The sequence below is a fragment of the Paenibacillus pasadenensis DSM 19293 genome (genome assembly GCF_000422485.1).
In the GTDB taxonomy this organism is placed as follows: Bacteria; Bacillota; Bacilli; order Paenibacillales; family Paenibacillaceae; genus Paenibacillus_O; species Paenibacillus_O pasadenensis.
This window is the reverse complement of record NZ_KE383857.1, coordinates 23,194-37,078: the sequence shown is the minus strand read 5'-3', so window position 1 is coordinate 37,078 and position 13,885 is coordinate 23,194. Positions and strand designations below refer to the sequence as shown.

General features: G+C 64.4%; 16 protein-coding genes. 4 read left to right on the top strand and 12 right to left on the bottom strand.

Translation table 11 applies throughout. The features are described 5' to 3' along the window. A partial coding sequence (locus H582_RS29140) for a Kelch repeat-containing protein (protein ID WP_043111805.1) occupies positions 1 to 1,352 on the bottom strand: 1,352 nt, incomplete at its 3' end. 342 nt (positions 1,353 to 1,694) lie between these two features. Here H582_RS29140 and H582_RS0122455 point away from each other — a divergent pair. Beyond that, on the top strand, positions 1,695 to 2,186 hold the full coding sequence (locus tag H582_RS0122455; RefSeq protein ID WP_028600327.1) for a C40 family peptidase: 492 nt from the start codon (positions 1,695 to 1,697) through the stop codon (positions 2,184 to 2,186). 143 nt (positions 2,187 to 2,329) lie between these two features. Here H582_RS0122455 and H582_RS0122450 read toward each other — a convergent pair whose 3' ends face one another. The 9 genes from H582_RS0122450 to H582_RS30525 form a co-directional block, all read right to left on the bottom strand. Further along, positions 2,330 to 3,118: an alpha/beta hydrolase gene (locus H582_RS0122450; protein ID WP_028600326.1), complete on the bottom strand. Its 789-nt coding sequence runs from the start codon at positions 3,116 to 3,118 to the stop codon at positions 2,330 to 2,332. Positions 3,119 to 3,156: 38 nt separating this feature from the next. Beyond that, positions 3,157 to 3,918 carry a sulfite exporter TauE/SafE family protein gene (locus H582_RS0122445; protein WP_028600325.1) on the bottom strand — a complete coding sequence of 254 codons (762 nt, stop codon included), beginning with the start codon at positions 3,916 to 3,918 and terminating at the stop codon, positions 3,157 to 3,159. 211 nt (positions 3,919 to 4,129) lie between these two features. Next, a complete protein-coding gene (locus H582_RS29135; RefSeq protein ID WP_084137545.1) occupies positions 4,130 to 4,852 on the bottom strand; it encodes an amino acid ABC transporter permease in 723 nt (240 codons plus the stop codon). A 15-nt stretch (positions 4,853 to 4,867) separates the two neighbouring features. Beyond that, entirely contained in the window at positions 4,868 to 5,518 is a 651-nt protein-coding gene (locus H582_RS0122435; protein WP_028600324.1) for an amino acid ABC transporter permease, read from the bottom strand. Between the two features lie 3 nt (positions 5,519 to 5,521). Further along, positions 5,522 to 6,379 (bottom strand): transporter substrate-binding domain-containing protein, encoded by an 858-nt coding sequence (locus H582_RS0122430; protein ID WP_028600323.1) that lies wholly within the window; start codon positions 6,377 to 6,379, stop codon positions 5,522 to 5,524. A gap of 27 nt (positions 6,380 to 6,406) precedes the next feature. After that, on the bottom strand, positions 6,407 to 7,135 hold the full coding sequence (locus tag H582_RS0122425; RefSeq protein WP_028600322.1) for an amino acid ABC transporter ATP-binding protein: 729 nt from the start codon (positions 7,133 to 7,135) through the stop codon (positions 6,407 to 6,409). Between the two features lie 220 nt (positions 7,136 to 7,355). Beyond that, a complete protein-coding gene (locus H582_RS0122420; RefSeq protein ID WP_052333570.1) occupies positions 7,356 to 7,688 on the bottom strand; it encodes a thioredoxin family protein in 333 nt (110 codons plus the stop codon). A 116-nt stretch (positions 7,689 to 7,804) separates the two neighbouring features. Further along, positions 7,805 to 7,933 (bottom strand): hypothetical protein, encoded by a 129-nt coding sequence (locus tag H582_RS33200; protein ID WP_255309746.1) that lies wholly within the window; start codon positions 7,931 to 7,933, stop codon positions 7,805 to 7,807. 79 nt (positions 7,934 to 8,012) lie between these two features. Next, a complete protein-coding gene (locus H582_RS30525; RefSeq protein ID WP_164820163.1) occupies positions 8,013 to 9,005 on the bottom strand; it encodes a TVP38/TMEM64 family protein in 993 nt (330 codons plus the stop codon). Positions 9,006 to 9,304: 299 nt separating this feature from the next. Between H582_RS30525 and H582_RS0122405 the strand changes: the two genes are divergently transcribed. Then, complete coding sequence (locus tag H582_RS0122405) at positions 9,305 to 10,123, top strand: alpha/beta fold hydrolase (protein WP_028600320.1); 819 nt, start codon at positions 9,305 to 9,307, stop codon at positions 10,121 to 10,123. 620 nt (positions 10,124 to 10,743) lie between these two features. Here the strand turns inward: H582_RS0122405 and H582_RS0122395 are convergent. Together H582_RS0122395 and H582_RS0122390 are read right to left on the bottom strand one after the other, a co-directional pair. Then, positions 10,744 to 11,598 (bottom strand): SDR family NAD(P)-dependent oxidoreductase, encoded by an 855-nt coding sequence (locus tag H582_RS0122395; protein WP_028600318.1) that lies wholly within the window; start codon positions 11,596 to 11,598, stop codon positions 10,744 to 10,746. Between the two features lie 138 nt (positions 11,599 to 11,736). Continuing rightward, the gene (locus tag H582_RS0122390; protein WP_028600317.1) at positions 11,737 to 12,849 is read right to left on the bottom strand and encodes a GIY-YIG nuclease family protein; all 1,113 of its coding nucleotides are present in this window, start codon (positions 12,847 to 12,849) and stop codon (positions 11,737 to 11,739) included. Between the two features lie 179 nt (positions 12,850 to 13,028). On the opposite strand from H582_RS0122390, the gene H582_RS0122385 reads away from it, so the two are divergent. Then, the gene (locus tag H582_RS0122385; protein WP_028600316.1) at positions 13,029 to 13,241 is read left to right on the top strand and encodes a hypothetical protein; all 213 of its coding nucleotides are present in this window, start codon (positions 13,029 to 13,031) and stop codon (positions 13,239 to 13,241) included. A gap of 125 nt (positions 13,242 to 13,366) precedes the next feature. Further along, entirely contained in the window at positions 13,367 to 13,870 is a 504-nt protein-coding gene (pgsA, locus tag H582_RS29125; RefSeq protein WP_307719988.1) for a CDP-diacylglycerol--glycerol-3-phosphate 3-phosphatidyltransferase, read from the top strand. The last annotated feature ends 15 nt before the right edge of the window (positions 13,871 to 13,885 follow it).

Genomic DNA, 13,885 nt, shown 5'->3' with positions numbered 1-13,885 from the left:
GCCGCCACCGTCACGCTGACGCTCGCCGCGTTGCTCCAGCCGGCTGCGCTCGGCGTCACCGTCGGCGCGCCCGGCGCCGTGCGGTCGATCCGCACGATGGAGCTTGCCAGCGGACTGGCGTTGCCAGTCTGGTCGATCGTGCGCGCCTCGACCGTCGTCTGTCCTTCCGCCGTTATGACGAAGGTCCCTTCAGCCGGCACTTCCGTCCAATCCTGGACCGTCGCGCCGCTCAGCCGATATTCGGTCCGGGCGACGCCGCTCTCTCCGTCCGTGCCCGGCACGACGGACACCGTCACTTCCCCGGCATTCGTCCAGCCTCCCGGCGCTCCGGACAGAACCGGCGACGTCGGCAGCTCGAAGTCGAACGTAAGCTGGTAAACCTTGCGGCTTAGCTCGTACGTGTCTTCGTTGTAGCCGCCGATGACGAACACCTTGCCTCCTGCCTGCACCAGGCTGGCGTTCGACAAGCGGCCGACGTTGGGGCTGTCCAGGCTCCATTTCCCCGTCGACGGATCGTAGAGGGAGAAATTCCGGTTGCCCATGACAAGGACAAGCCCGTTGTCGAGCGTCAGCTGGGCATGCCGGAAATAGATGTCCCAGCCGTCGTAAGGCAGCGAGGCCGTCTTGCTCCATCCGTCCAGAGCCGGGTCGTACAGATAGCTGTTGAACGAATAGGCATACCCGCTCAACCCCCCGGTCAGCAGCACCCTGCCGTCCTTCAGCGTGCTTTGCGCCGCTCCATAGACGGGAATCGGCAGCGGCGAGCCCTCGCTCCAGGCGTCGCGGGCCGGATCGTACAGATACACGTCGTCATACGTCTCGCTCCGGCCTGCCGAGTAAATCTCGTTGGAGCCGCCTGCGATCATGGCGCGGCCGTCCCGCAGCGTCGACTGCGCGTTGCCCAGCATCGTCTTCGGCAGCGGAGCCGCCGAAGTCCATAAGCCTGTCGCCGGATTGTACAAGCGGGCTTCGTCGGTATAGACATAGCCGATCCTGTCGCGGAAAGAGTTCCCGCCCGTCACGAGAACGCTGCCGCCGCTCAGCTCCGACTGCTGATGATAGGCGAGCTGGAGCGGGCTGCCGAACGGCGACCAGGTGAGCGTGCGGGGATCGAACCGGTACGAGCTCGGCGCGAACCCGTTGTTCGAAGCATGCTGTCCTCCCGTCGCCACGATCTCGCTGCCTCCGCGGGCCGAGCTTGCCCGGATTCCGCTTAGCGCAGCGGGAAAGTCGGAGGTAGGAGGCAAAACCTCCATCTTCACCGCTGCCGCGGCCTGGCCTCCCCACGCCAGTCCCGCAGCGGCGGCGATCGCCAGCGCCAGCAGCCCCGGCCTTCGTTTTCTTCTCCTCATCTAGCGGCACCCTCCTTGCTTGTCCATCGTTTTTCACAGGAGTCTTCAGTGTAGGACCATCGGCCCTGTCCCGCCTATTGACGAACGTTAACGGCAGACGAAAAACGGCCGCAAGCAAAAGGTTGCAGCTTGAATCGCGCATGAGAGCATTCTCATTTTTTTCTCACAAACGGACCGAATCCCTTGGCAGCGCTCGCCTTGGCATCTCAGAGGAAAGGCTTGGCAACAAATCGATGTGGTATGGTTGTCTCACCGGATCAGCAAGCAGCTCGGCCGACCCCAAGCGGCGGCCAGAGCCCACGGAAATCCCCTTACATTCAAACGAAAAGAGGAATAGACATCATGAACTACATCATCGGAAAATCGTTCACGAAAAAACTTGCCGCTGCAGCGATCGCGCTGTCCATCGCCATTGCCGGATCGGTCGCGCTTCCCGCGACCAGCGCTGCCGCAGCCGAAGTGTCGACCTCTTCCAAAGCCTCCACCGTCGTCTCCGCAGCGCGCAGCCAGATGGGCACGCCTTATAAATTCGGCGCTTCCACGAGCACGACGAGATACTTCGACTGCTCCAGCCTGATGAAATACGCCTATAAAAAAGCCGGCATCAACCTGCCGCGCACGTCCAAAGCCCAATCGAAGGTCGGCAAGTACGTCTCCAAGAGCAATCTGAAGGCCGGCGACCTCGTGTTCTTCTACTCCCCGATCTCCCATGTCGGCATGTATATCGGCGGCGGCAAGATCATCCACACGTACGGCAAGCCAGGCGTGACGATCGACACGATCAACTCCGGCTGGTGGAGCAACAACTACACGACGGCCCGCCGCGTGCTGTAACGATTCCTTGGATCGATAAACGGATTAAAAAAGCTGCTTCCGCCGCCCGAAAGGGCGATGGAAGCAGCTTTTTCTGTTGCCGCGCGGCGAGGAGCCGGCTCTGGCGCAGCGGACCAATCCAGCCCCCGCAGTCCGCAGAGGCATCAGAGCTGCTGCAGCGGCAGCCATTCCAGGACGCGCCGGATCTGCGCGTCCCAGTAGCCCCATTCATGCTCGCCGGGGCCTTCCTCGTACGTCAGCGGCAGGCCGAGCGAGCGGGCATGCTCGCGGAAGGCGACATTTTCTCCGTAGAGGAAATCCTCCGTGCCGCAGCACTGGTACAGGAGCGGCTGCCGTGCCTTCGGAAGGCTGGACAGCTGTTCCGCAAGCGCGAACAAATCATTCGGCCCGCCTAGAGCTTCCTCCCGCTTGCCGAGGATCGACTCGACCTCGGCGAGAGCCACCACGCCGGCCCTGTCGTAACGGCCGCGAATGTCGAGCCCGCCCGAGAGGCTGGCGACCGCCGCGAAGCGGTCCGGACAAGCCAGTCCCAGCTTGAACGCGCCGTAGCCGCCCATCGAGAGGCCTGCGGCGAACGTATCCTCGCGGCGGTCCGACAGCGGAAACAGCGCGCCCGCGATCTCGGGCAGCTCCTCGCTGACGAACGTCCAGTAGCGGTGGCCGACCTTCATGTCCGTGTAGAAGCTGCGCGCCACGGCCGGCATGACGACCGCCAGGCCGTACTCGGCCGCATAACGCTCGATCGACGTGCGGCGCAGCCAGATCGAGTGGTCGTCGGACAAGCCGTGCAGCAGGTAGAGCACCGGGAAGCGGCCGTCGGCCGCCTTGCCCTCCAGTCCGATCTGCCGCTTCGTCTGCTGCGGCAAAATGACGTTCATCGAGCAGCTCAGTCCAAGCACGTCGGAGAAGAAACTGGTTTGCGCAAGCGCCATGAGCAAAATCCCCTTTTCAATAGGATGGTAAGGCTGGTTCAGCCGCGCAGCAGCTCCCAGGCCTGCCGCAGGAGCAGCAGCGTGCTGACGGCGATGAACAGCGGCCGCACGTAGCGGGCCCCGCGCCGGATCGCCAGGCGCGAGCCGGCGAGCGAGCCGAGCACCATGAAGGCGCCCATCGTGAGGCCGATCGTCCAGTCGATGCTCTGCAGCAGGGCGAAGGTCGCCAGGCTGGCGACGTTGCTGCCGAAGTTGAGCGCTTTGGCGTTGCCGGCGGCCCGCACGAAGTCGTATCCGGCCATCAGGAACACGAAGATCAGGAACGAGCCCGTGCCCGGACCGAAAAAGCCGTCGTACCCGCCGAGCGCGAACGCCGCGCAGGCGATCAACGCCGCCGAGCGGCGGGTGAACGCCCGCCGCGCCTGGCCGTCGACGCCCCAGCTGCGCTTGAACACGGTATAGACCGTGATGAGCGCGAGCAGGACGACGACGAGCGGGCGCAGCCAGTCGGACGGCAGCAGCTGGAGCAGCAGCGTGCCGCCGGCCGCGCCGGCGACGGTCAGCGGGAACAGGCGCCGCACGATCCGGCCCTCGATCTTGCCCGAGCGGAGGAAGGCCAGCATGCTCGTCAGCGAGCCCATCGTGCCGGCCAGCTTGTTCGTGCCGAGCGCCAGATGCGGCGGCAGTCCCGCCGACATCAGCACGGGCACCGAGACGAGCCCGCCGCCTCCGACGACAGAGTCGACGAAGGCCGCCAGGAAGCCGCCTGCCGCGATCCAGACGAATAGTTCCCAGCTCATCTTAGCCGACCTCATTTGTTAGGTAGAATTAGGTGCCGCCGCCGGGCGGCGACGCTCTTTCATTGTAGGCTCGCTGCACGGAAGCTGTCTACGGGATCTGTCGGTCTGCCGCTTCAAAAAGCGCTGCCGCCAGCGCAACGCAAACGGGACGAAGCGGGGCACCTCCCCTCTTCGTCCCGTTCGTGGCGCAAAGAACGCCTTTCCTGTCGATTCAAGCCTGCGCCTTGGCCGTGGCAGCCGGCGCCGCCGGCTTGCCCTTGCCCGCGCCGGGCGTGCGCCGGCGCGCGCCTTCGTTGCTCTCCAGCCGCTTGGACAGCAGCGAGAGGCTGTAATTGACGGCGAAGTACAGCACGGCCGCGAGCAGCAGCACCGGGAACACGTACGATACGTCGTGCCCGTAGACGATGTTGGCGCTGTGCATCAGCTCCGGCAAGGAGATGACGACCGCAAGCGACGTATCCTTGAGCAGCGAGATGAACTGGCTGACGAGCGGGGGCACCATGCGGCGCATCCCGATCGGCAGCACGACATGCCGCAGCGTCTGCGCCTGGGTGAGGCCCGACGAGCGCGCCGCCTCCACGAGCCCTTTATTGACCGACTGCAAGCCGCTGCGCACGATCTCGCTGATCATCGCGCCTTCGAACAGCGTCAGCGCCACGACCGCCGCCCAGAACGTGGACAGCTGGATGCCGACTTCCGGCAAGGCGAACTTGACGAAGAAGATGATGAGCAGCAGCGGCAGGTTGCGGATCGTCTCGACGACGAGCATCGTCAGCGTCCCCAACCCTTTGATCCGGCTGTAGCGGATGAGGCCGAGAGCCGTGCCGAGGATGAAGCTGAGCACGATCGCGACGGCGGCGACGATAAGCGTCATGCCGAAGCCTTTGAGCAGGAATAGCAAATTGTCGGAGCTGAATGCGCCTGCGAAGTCCATGCCGATTCCTCCTCTCTAGCCCGTCCGCGCCAGCTTGCGCTCAAGCACGTTGGTCGCATAGGCCAGCGGAACGGTCAGGATCAGATAGAACGCCGCCGCGACCATATAGGTCTCCATCGTCTGGAACGTATAGCTGTTGACGTTGTCGGCGAAGTACATCAGGTCGAAGCCAGCGACGACCCCGAGAATCGACGAGTTCTTGACCAGGTTCAGAAACTGGTTGGTGATCGGCGGAATGACGATGCGCACCGCCTGCGGCAGAATGACGAGCCGCATCGCCTGCACGTAGCTGAGGCCGGTCGAGCGCGCCGCCTCCATCTGCCCGGCCGGGACCGACTGGATGCCGGCCCGCACCGCCTCGGCGATGAACGCCGAGGTGTAGATCATGAGGCCGAGCGTGCCGGAGGCGAAGCCGTCCAGATCGGCGCCGAGCGACGGCAGGCCGAGGTAGAAGATGTACACGACGAGCAGCAGCGGGATGTTGCGGAAAAACTCGACGTACGCCGTGCCGATCGCCCGCAGCGCCTTCCACGGCGCGATGCGCATGACGGCGAGCACGAGGCCGAGGACAAAGCTGCCGGCCAGCCCGAGCAGGCTGGCGTAGATCGTATTCTTGAAGCCCTCGAGGAAATCTCCGGAGTAGGAGCCGACAAAGGAGAAGTCCATCCGTTATTCCTCCGGCGGCTTCTCGCCCATCCATTTCTCATAGAGGGCCGCGTAGTCGCCGCTGTCCTTCAGTTCCTTGAGCGTCTCGTTGACGGCGGCGACGAGATCGGCATTGCCCTTCTTGGCGGCGATGCCGTAAGGCTCGTCGGTGAACGTGCCTCCGACGACGACATACTCCGGATCCTGCTGGCTCATGCCGAACAGAATCGCGTTGTCGGTCGTCAGCACCTCGCCCTTGCCGGCCTTGAGCGCGGTGAACGCCTCCTGGTAGTTCTCGTACTGCTGCACGCGCAGGCCCGGCACCTTCTCCTCGATGTTCTTGATCGAGGTGGCGCCCTTCTGGCCGATGACCTTGGTGTCCTTGGTCACGTCGTCGATGCTTTTGATCGCGCTGCCCTTCTTGACGAGCAGCGACTGGCCGGCGTGGAAATACACATCCGAGAAGTCGACCTGCGTCTTGCGCTCCTCGTTGATCGTCATCGTCGCCACGATGAGATCGATCTCGCCGTTGTCGAGCATCGGGATGCGCGTCTTGCTCGTCACTTCCTTGAGCTCGAGCTTCGTCTCGTCGCCGAGGATCTTCTTGGCGATCGCGCGCGCGACGTCGATGTCGAAGCCTTCGACCTCGCCGCTGCCCGGATCCTTCAGGCCGAACAGCTTCGTGTCGAACTTGACGCCGACGACGAGCTTGCCGCGGTCCTTGATCGCCTGCACGGCGGAGCCATCGTCTGCCGGAGCGGTCGTCGCCGAGCCGCCCGTATTCGTCGACGCCGGCTCGTTTTTCGCGCCGCATCCGGTCAGGGCGACTGTCGCCAGCAGCAGCAGGGATGCCCCTGCGCCAAGCCATCTTCTTTTTCTCATCTTTTCTCGTCCCCTTTCGATCTCGTGCTAATGATTGATGACGCGGCTCAGGAAGTCGCGCGCCCGCGGCTGCTCGGGCTGCCGGAAGAAGTCGGCCGGAGCGGCCTGCTCCACGATGCGGCCCTCGTCCATGAAGACGACCCGGTCCGCAACCTCGCGGGCGAAGCCCATCTCATGCGTCACGACGGCCATCGTCATGCCTTCCTTGGCCAGCAGCTTCATGACGGAGAGCACCTCGCCGATGACCTCCGGATCGAGCGCCGACGTCGGCTCGTCGAACAGCATGACGTTCGGCTTCATCGCGAGCCCCCTCGCGATCGCCACCCGCTGCTGCTGGCCGCCCGACAGCTCCGACGGATAGGACTCCGCCTTGTCCGGGATGCCGACCTTCTCCAGGTAGTGCATGGCCGTGCGCCGCGCTTCCTCCTTGCTCACCTTGCCGGCCTGCACCGGCGCGAGCGTGATGTTGTCGATGACCTTCAGATGCGGGTACAGGTTGAAATGCTGGAATACCATGCCGATGCCTCGCCGCAGTGCGTTGATGTCCGTCGTCTTGTCATGCACGGAGACGCCGCCGACGGTGAGGCTGCCGCCCGAGATGTCCTCCAAGCGGTTGATGCAGCGGAGCAGCGTGCTCTTGCCGGAGCCCGAAGGGCCGATGATGACGACGACCTCGCCCTCGGCGATATCCAGATCGATGTCCTTCAGCACGTGAAAGCTGCCGTAATGCTTGTTGACCTGCCGGAAAGAGATCATGCCTGGCCTCCCATTCGGAAATTTGAACTACATCTAGGCCATGAACTCGATAAAACGTCATGGTCGTGTAAAATATCATAACCTAACCCTCCGATATTTTGAATACAAAAATCAATCGAGGTCCATTTATGCGACTTTTTTCCTATAAATAGAAAAAAATCTACCCGATATGTCAGGTAGATTAACGCGAATGATGTCGAATGCCTTCCTATCGTCGGCCTCAACCGTGCGGCTGGTCCTGCCGCTTTTGTCTCAGAGCCTCGTACAGGTCGCCCGCGGACCTCATCGCATAGACGATCCGATACGGGACGCCGTCCTCCAACAGCGCGAGCGCCGGCACGCTGGCGATCTTCCACCGCTCCCGCAGCGTCGGGGCGAAGTTCACGTTCAGCTTCTGCACCGGCATCGTCCCCGGCGCGGCCGCGGCGATTTCCAGCATGCGCTCGGCTACTTTGCAGGTGCCGCACAGCGGCGTCGCAAAAAAGACCGCCTCCTGGCGGTGAAGCCTTCCGATCGCCATGAATTCCTTCTCGCTCGTTTCCGTCAACCCCATGCTTCCCCAGCCTTTCTTTTTTTCTTCGTTGCGGCGCGGCGCCAGGCTGGCCCGGCTCCCGCTTCTGCGCTTTCGGCTTTCGGCTTTCGGCTTTCGTCTTATCGTTTTCCGCTTTTTCACTTTTCTGCTTTTCGTTTTCCGCCAGGCCAGTCCCAGCTTGTTTCGGCATCGCCGCCGCGTCCTTCCTGCTTGCCATTCCCATGCGCCGGCAGCTTGCCGGCCATCCAGCGCGGCATGTATTCCATGATGTCGCTCCTCCCAAGGATGCGAGTCGTTCGAGGCCTCCTCTTCAGGCTTTTCATGCCCGCGCGAGCGCCCGCTCAGTCAGTCGGCTTCCGGAGGAGAGGCGGGACGGGCAGTCAGCATCCGGTAGGCGATGAAGACCGCCGCGAGGAACGCCAGGTAAGCGAGCACGAGCGCGCCGATCCGCAGCGGACCGCTGCCGCCGCTGCCGCCGAGCGTGGCGAAGAACAGCATGCCGGGCGCCTTGCCGAGCAGCGAGGCCGCCGCATAGGTCCGCAGCCGGATGCCGGTGAGCGCGGCGTAGGCGTCGACCGTCATTTCCGGCACGACGGGCACGACCCTCGCGACGAGCACGAACAGGAACGGGCTGCGCTCCGTCAGCCGCACGAGCCGATCGAGCCGGCCGGTCCGCTCCAGCCAGGCGCGGCCGCGGTCGCGGAACAGCAGGCGGAAGCCCGCGTAGGATGCGAGGCATGCGAGCCAGGTGGCGCTCAGGCTGATGACGCCGCCTCCGAGCGCGCCGAACAGATAGCCGAGCGTGGCGATGACGGCCGCGTACGGGAACACCGGGAAAAACGCCAGCGCAAACGCCGCCGCCAGCATCGGCAGCGGCGCCGGCCGCGCTCCGGCCAGCCAGGCCGAGATCGCCTCGCGCTCGTACCAGACGAGCCCGAGCAGCGCCGCGTACAGCAGCACGGCGAGCAGGCGCGGCCAGATGCGCCTCGGCCCGCTCCCTCGGGCTCGGGCCGGACGGCTCGGATTCTCCGGCGCGTCCTCTCGGGCGCGGGCCGGACGGCTCGGATTCTCCGGCGCGTCCTCTCGGGCTCGAGTCGGACGACTCGGATTCCCCGGCGCGTCCTCTCGGGCGCGGGCCGGATGGCTCGGATTCTCCGGCACGTCCTCTCGGGCGCGGGCCGGACGGCTCAGATTCTCCGGCAAGTCCTCTCGGGCGCGGGTCGGACGGCTCGGACTCTCCGGCGCGTCCTCTCGGGCGCGGGTTGGACGGTCCGAGCGCTCTTCAGGCTCCTGCCCGCCCAGCCGGCTTCCGCCTCCGGAATCGAAGCTTCTTTTCACCGCCATCCCCCTTTCGGCTCATCGTTCGTTTCGTCCATGGCGCGACTGGCGCCTCGCTCCGCGCAGGTCAGGGCTTGTCATCCATTATATGCCCAAGCGATGCGAAAAGATCAACTTCGACAAGCGCGATCCGATCCCATCATCCTGCGGCGGCCGCCTCCGTCCGAAGCGGAGCAGGCTTGCGGCCACCTTCCCTTGCCAGGCTGCCTGCCAGGGAGGTCTGCCGGCCGAAGGCGCTCATATGCGGGCCGGACGGCTCATACAGTAACAGACGATCTCGTGAAAAGGAGGCTTTTTCCATGACCTGGGTGCCGACCGACGACGGCGTCTCGCTGTATGCCCATCAGTCCGGCCCTGCCGGCGGCCAGACCGTGCTGCTCCTCCACGGCTGGCCGCTCAGCCATCGCATGTTCGATCGCCAGCTGGCGCTGCTGCCGGAAGCCGGCATCCGCTGCGTCGCGCCGGACCTGCGCGGCTTCGGCCGCTCCGACGCGCCGGCGGACGGCTACGGCAGCGACCGGCTTGCCGACGACCTGCGGCGCATCGTCGATGCGCTCGGACTGGAGCGCTTCGCGCTTGCCGCCTTTTCCTCCGCAGCCGCGACGGCCGTCCGCTACATGAGCCGGCACGCGGACAGCGGCGTCAGCGGCCTGCTGCTGATCTCGCCGGCCGCGCCGTCCCTGCTCCAGCCGGATGCTCCGACAGCCGACGAGGCGAGCGGACGGCTCGAGCGGCTCATCCGCCACGCCCGGCTCGACCGGCCGCAGATGGCGGCGGAGTTCGCCCGCCAGCTTTTTTACCGCTATCACAGCCCGGAGTATATGAGCTGGTTTTCCGGCCTCGCGATGGACAGTCCGCTGAGCGCGACGCTCGGCCTCGCCCGCGCCATGCAGCAGGAGCGGACGAGCGCGGAGGAGCTCACCCGAATCGCCGTTCCGACGGCGGTGTTCTACGGCGCCCACGACCGGGTCGTCACGCCCGAGGCAGCCCAAGGACTGGCCGCCGCCATACCTGGCGCGTCGGCGGTCCGGTTCGCCAAAAGCGGCCACGGCTTGTTCCAGGACGAAGCCGACCGCTTCCAGCAGGAGCTGGAGCAGTTCGTCCGCGGCCTGCCTTGAGGGCAAGTCGCCGCCCGAGGGAACCGGAGCGGTTTGCCCGCAGCTTGCCCGCGGCTTGCCTGCAGCTTGCCCGCAGCTTGCCTGCGGTTTGCCCGCAGCTTGCCTTGATGGCGTCGGCTCTGTTTCACAGTCGCAGACACTTGCCGATCTGAAGCCGTCCCAGCTGCCTACGGCATCCGTCCTTAGGCGCGCCGCCACAGGCTAACGACGGATCAGATTGTTAGAGGGGCTAAATCACGACTCCGAAAAATGCAACGACTCGTGAGACGCTTAGATGCAGCAAAACTCCCCAAAAGCCTGCAAAAACGAGGAGCGGGCGGCTTTAAGCGTCTGAGCCGTCGTTAGAAATCCGCACAGGCGAAAAAACGGTCTGTAAGCGTCTCAGTCGTCGTTAGCAAAGCCGCCCTCAGCGTAGCCGGCAGGATCGAGCACTTAGGAATCCGGCATCGGGCAAGGGCATGCAACAATAAAAGAGCGGGCTGCCGGGAGCAGCTCGCTCTTACTTCATGCTCCGCGGCCATCCACGGTTCATCCTCTTCCATCCTCTTCCATCCGCCGTCCATCTGCCGTCCATCCTCGTCCATCTGCCGCCCATCCGCCGTCAAAGCCTCGTCAAAGCCTCAGTCCCAGCGCACGCCCGTCTGCTGCTCGCTCCATGCCCACAGGCGCCGGGCCGCGTCGAGATCCTCCGCCTTGGCGGCGGGCCGCAGCGGCTTGCTGTCGGCGTAGTACAAGCTCCCCTCGCGGCCGCCCTCCTCGGACAGCGCCAGATGGATCGCCGTCGCGGCTCCCTCCTCCGCCGTCTGGAAAAACGGCCGCAGCAGTCTGTAAATGCCGCGCCCGAAGCCGGTTTCCCGGCTGACGCCGAGGCTTGTCGCCACCGCTCCAGGATGGAGCGCATGGGCGCGGACCGCCGTCTCCCGCAGCCGCTCGCGCAGCTCCAGCGTGAACAGCAGGTTTGCGAGCTTGGACTGAGCGTAGCCTTTGACCACGTTGAAGCCTTTGCGCAGATGCGGGTCGGGATCGTGAATCCGCCCCGCCTTATGCGCCCCGGAGGACACGACGACGACTCTCGCCGCCGGGGCTGCGAGCAGCGCGGGCAGCAGGCGCCCGGTCAGCGCGAAATGGCCGAGATGGTTGACGCCGAGCATCCGCTCGAAGCCGTCCTCCGTCTCCTCGCGCCGGATCGTGACGACTCCGGCGTTGTTCACGAGCACGTCGAGCCGCGGGTAGCGGCTGTGGAACCGCTCTGCGAAAGCCTCGATGCTCGCGAGCGAAGCGAGGTCGGCGGTCACCAGCTCGATGTCCGCCGGACCGGGCCCGCTGCGCCGCAGCGCTTCCTCCCGAGCCGCCGCTCCGCGTCCCGGATCGCGGCTCAGCAGCACGACCCTCGCTCCCGAGCGGGCCAGTCCGATGACCGTCTCAAGACCCATGCCGGCGTTCCCGCCGGTGACTAGCATGATTGGCTGCGCCATCGCTCAAGCCCTCCTTTTCTTCTCCATTACCTCGGAGAGGCTCCGCCGAAGCCGCGCGGATCGTGTCCCGCCCTGCCCTAGCCGTCGTTTCTCGCGCCAGTCAGTCTCGTCCCCTTCCCGCCCCGCCTCGCGCCCTCTTCAACGCTTGGCCGCCGCTGCCGCTGCCGCCTCCATGCGGAACTCGTAGTTCTGCTTGCACAGCTGGAGCAGCGAATGCTTCAAGCCGCGCTTCGGCAGCGTGATGACAAGCGCAGGCCGCGAGCGGTCCGCAGGCCGCCGCAGCGCCCGGCGCACGGCCGCCGGGTCGGCGATGCGGTTGACGATCAGCTCGTCCGGCAGCTGCTGCTCGCGGTAGCGGCGGATCAGGAAGCGGTCGCAGGCCGCCTCCCCGCCGCCATCAAGGCCATGCAGCTGCAGCTCGCGCAGCATGCCCTGCTGGACCTTGGCCACGAGCACAGTGTCCTCGCCGAAGTAAAGCACCTCCTGCATCAGATCCGTTTCCCGGTCGACGATCTGCTGCTCCGGCGTCTTCTCCAGGTTGCGGATGTGGCTCAGCATGTTCTGGGCCTTCTCGAACTTGAGCTGCTCCGCGTACTCCGTCATCTGGGCGTACATGCGGGCGACGAGCGCATCCTTGTTCCCGTCGAACAGCAGCTCCGACACCTGGCGCACCTGCTCTATGTACTCCTCGCGGCTCATATGGCCTTCGCAGATGCCGCCGCAGCGCCCGATATGGTACAGCAGGCAAGCCCGCTTGGGCAGCTTCGTGCAAGAGCGCAGCTTGTAGTGGTCGGCGACGAACTCCAGCAGCTCGTTGCGGAAACGCGCGCTCGCGAACGGCCCGAACCGCTTGCCCGGAGCCGCCGTGGCGGCGATCCGCTCCTCCGGCTCCCTGCGGTCGCGGTAATGCACCGCCAGACGCGGAATCTCCTCGTCGGTGAGCATCAGGTAGGCGTAGCCGCTGTTGTCCTTCTTGAGCGCCCGATTGTACGGAGGCTTGTGGATCTTGATGAGATTGTTCTCGAGCAGCAGGCTCTCCGTCTCGTTGTTGACGAGCAGCACCTCGATGCGGGCGATGTTCGCGACCAGCTCCCGCAGCCGCTTGCTCTTGTGGTTCGTATGGAAATAGGACCGCAGGCGGCTCCTTAGATTCTTCGATTTTCCGACGTACAGCAGCCGGTCCTGCTCATCGCGCATCAGATAGCAGCCGGGCTTCTCGGGATAGTCGCCTGCCTTGAACATAAAGGCCATCGCCTGAAGTTCCCCCTCGCATGCGGAGTTCCTGGAGCTCCAACAGCCAAACAAACGTTCCAGGAGCTTCATTGTACCCTCGGCCTCTGGAAAAGGGAAGATCAGTCGCGCCCCATATGGAAGGTGCTGGTCGATATGTTATAATTCAGACAATTCTCGATTTAAGGAGGCTGACTGCCATGGCGTCGACTGCCCGCCGTCCCAGCGCTGCGTCATCGTTCCGCATTATCGAAAAGGATCCGTTCTTCTCCACGCCGAACATCTTCAGGGGAGCCTATCTCCGCCTCGCCTTCGTCTCCGCGCTGTCGGCGTTCACGCTCCGCCGCAGTCCGGCGATCGAAGACTGGCGCGCCAAGGCCGCCCGGCTCGCGCAGGAATGCCGCCGCGTTTGACGGCTGGCGGCCATGAACATCACCAGAGGCAGGTGGAACGCATGAACCTCGCAAATAAAATTACCCTGGCTCGAGTTGGAATGATTCCGCTTTTCCTTCTGGTCGTTCAAGAGTACCCGGCTTAGATGGCGGAGTCGTTCGGGATTTTCGACCATCTCCATCAGCATGGCTTGCACTGGGCTGTCGCCATCTTCGTGATCGCCTCGGCCACCGACAAGCTGGACGGCTATATCGCGCGGAAATACAACCTGGTTACGAATTTCGGCAAGCTGCTGGATCCTCTGGCAGACAAGCTTCTCGTTTCGGCTGCATTGATCATGATGGTGCAGCGGGACCTGATTCCATCGTGGATCGCGATCGTCATCATCGGCCGGGAGATGCTTGTATCTGGAATTCGGATTGTCGCTGCCGCGAAAGGAACTGCGCTGTCAGCGGACAAGCTTGGAAAGCTGAAGCTCGTTCTGCAGGTTGCGGCAATAACAGCCGTGCTTTTAGGCAACATGCCCTTTTCCTTTTTTACCGACTACCCGATCGATTACGCCCTTATGATCGCAGCCGTCCTATGGACGTCCTATTCCGGGTATGCCTATCTGCAGGGCAACTACCGCAAGCTGGAATTGCACGCTTGAGGAGATCCAGCCTTC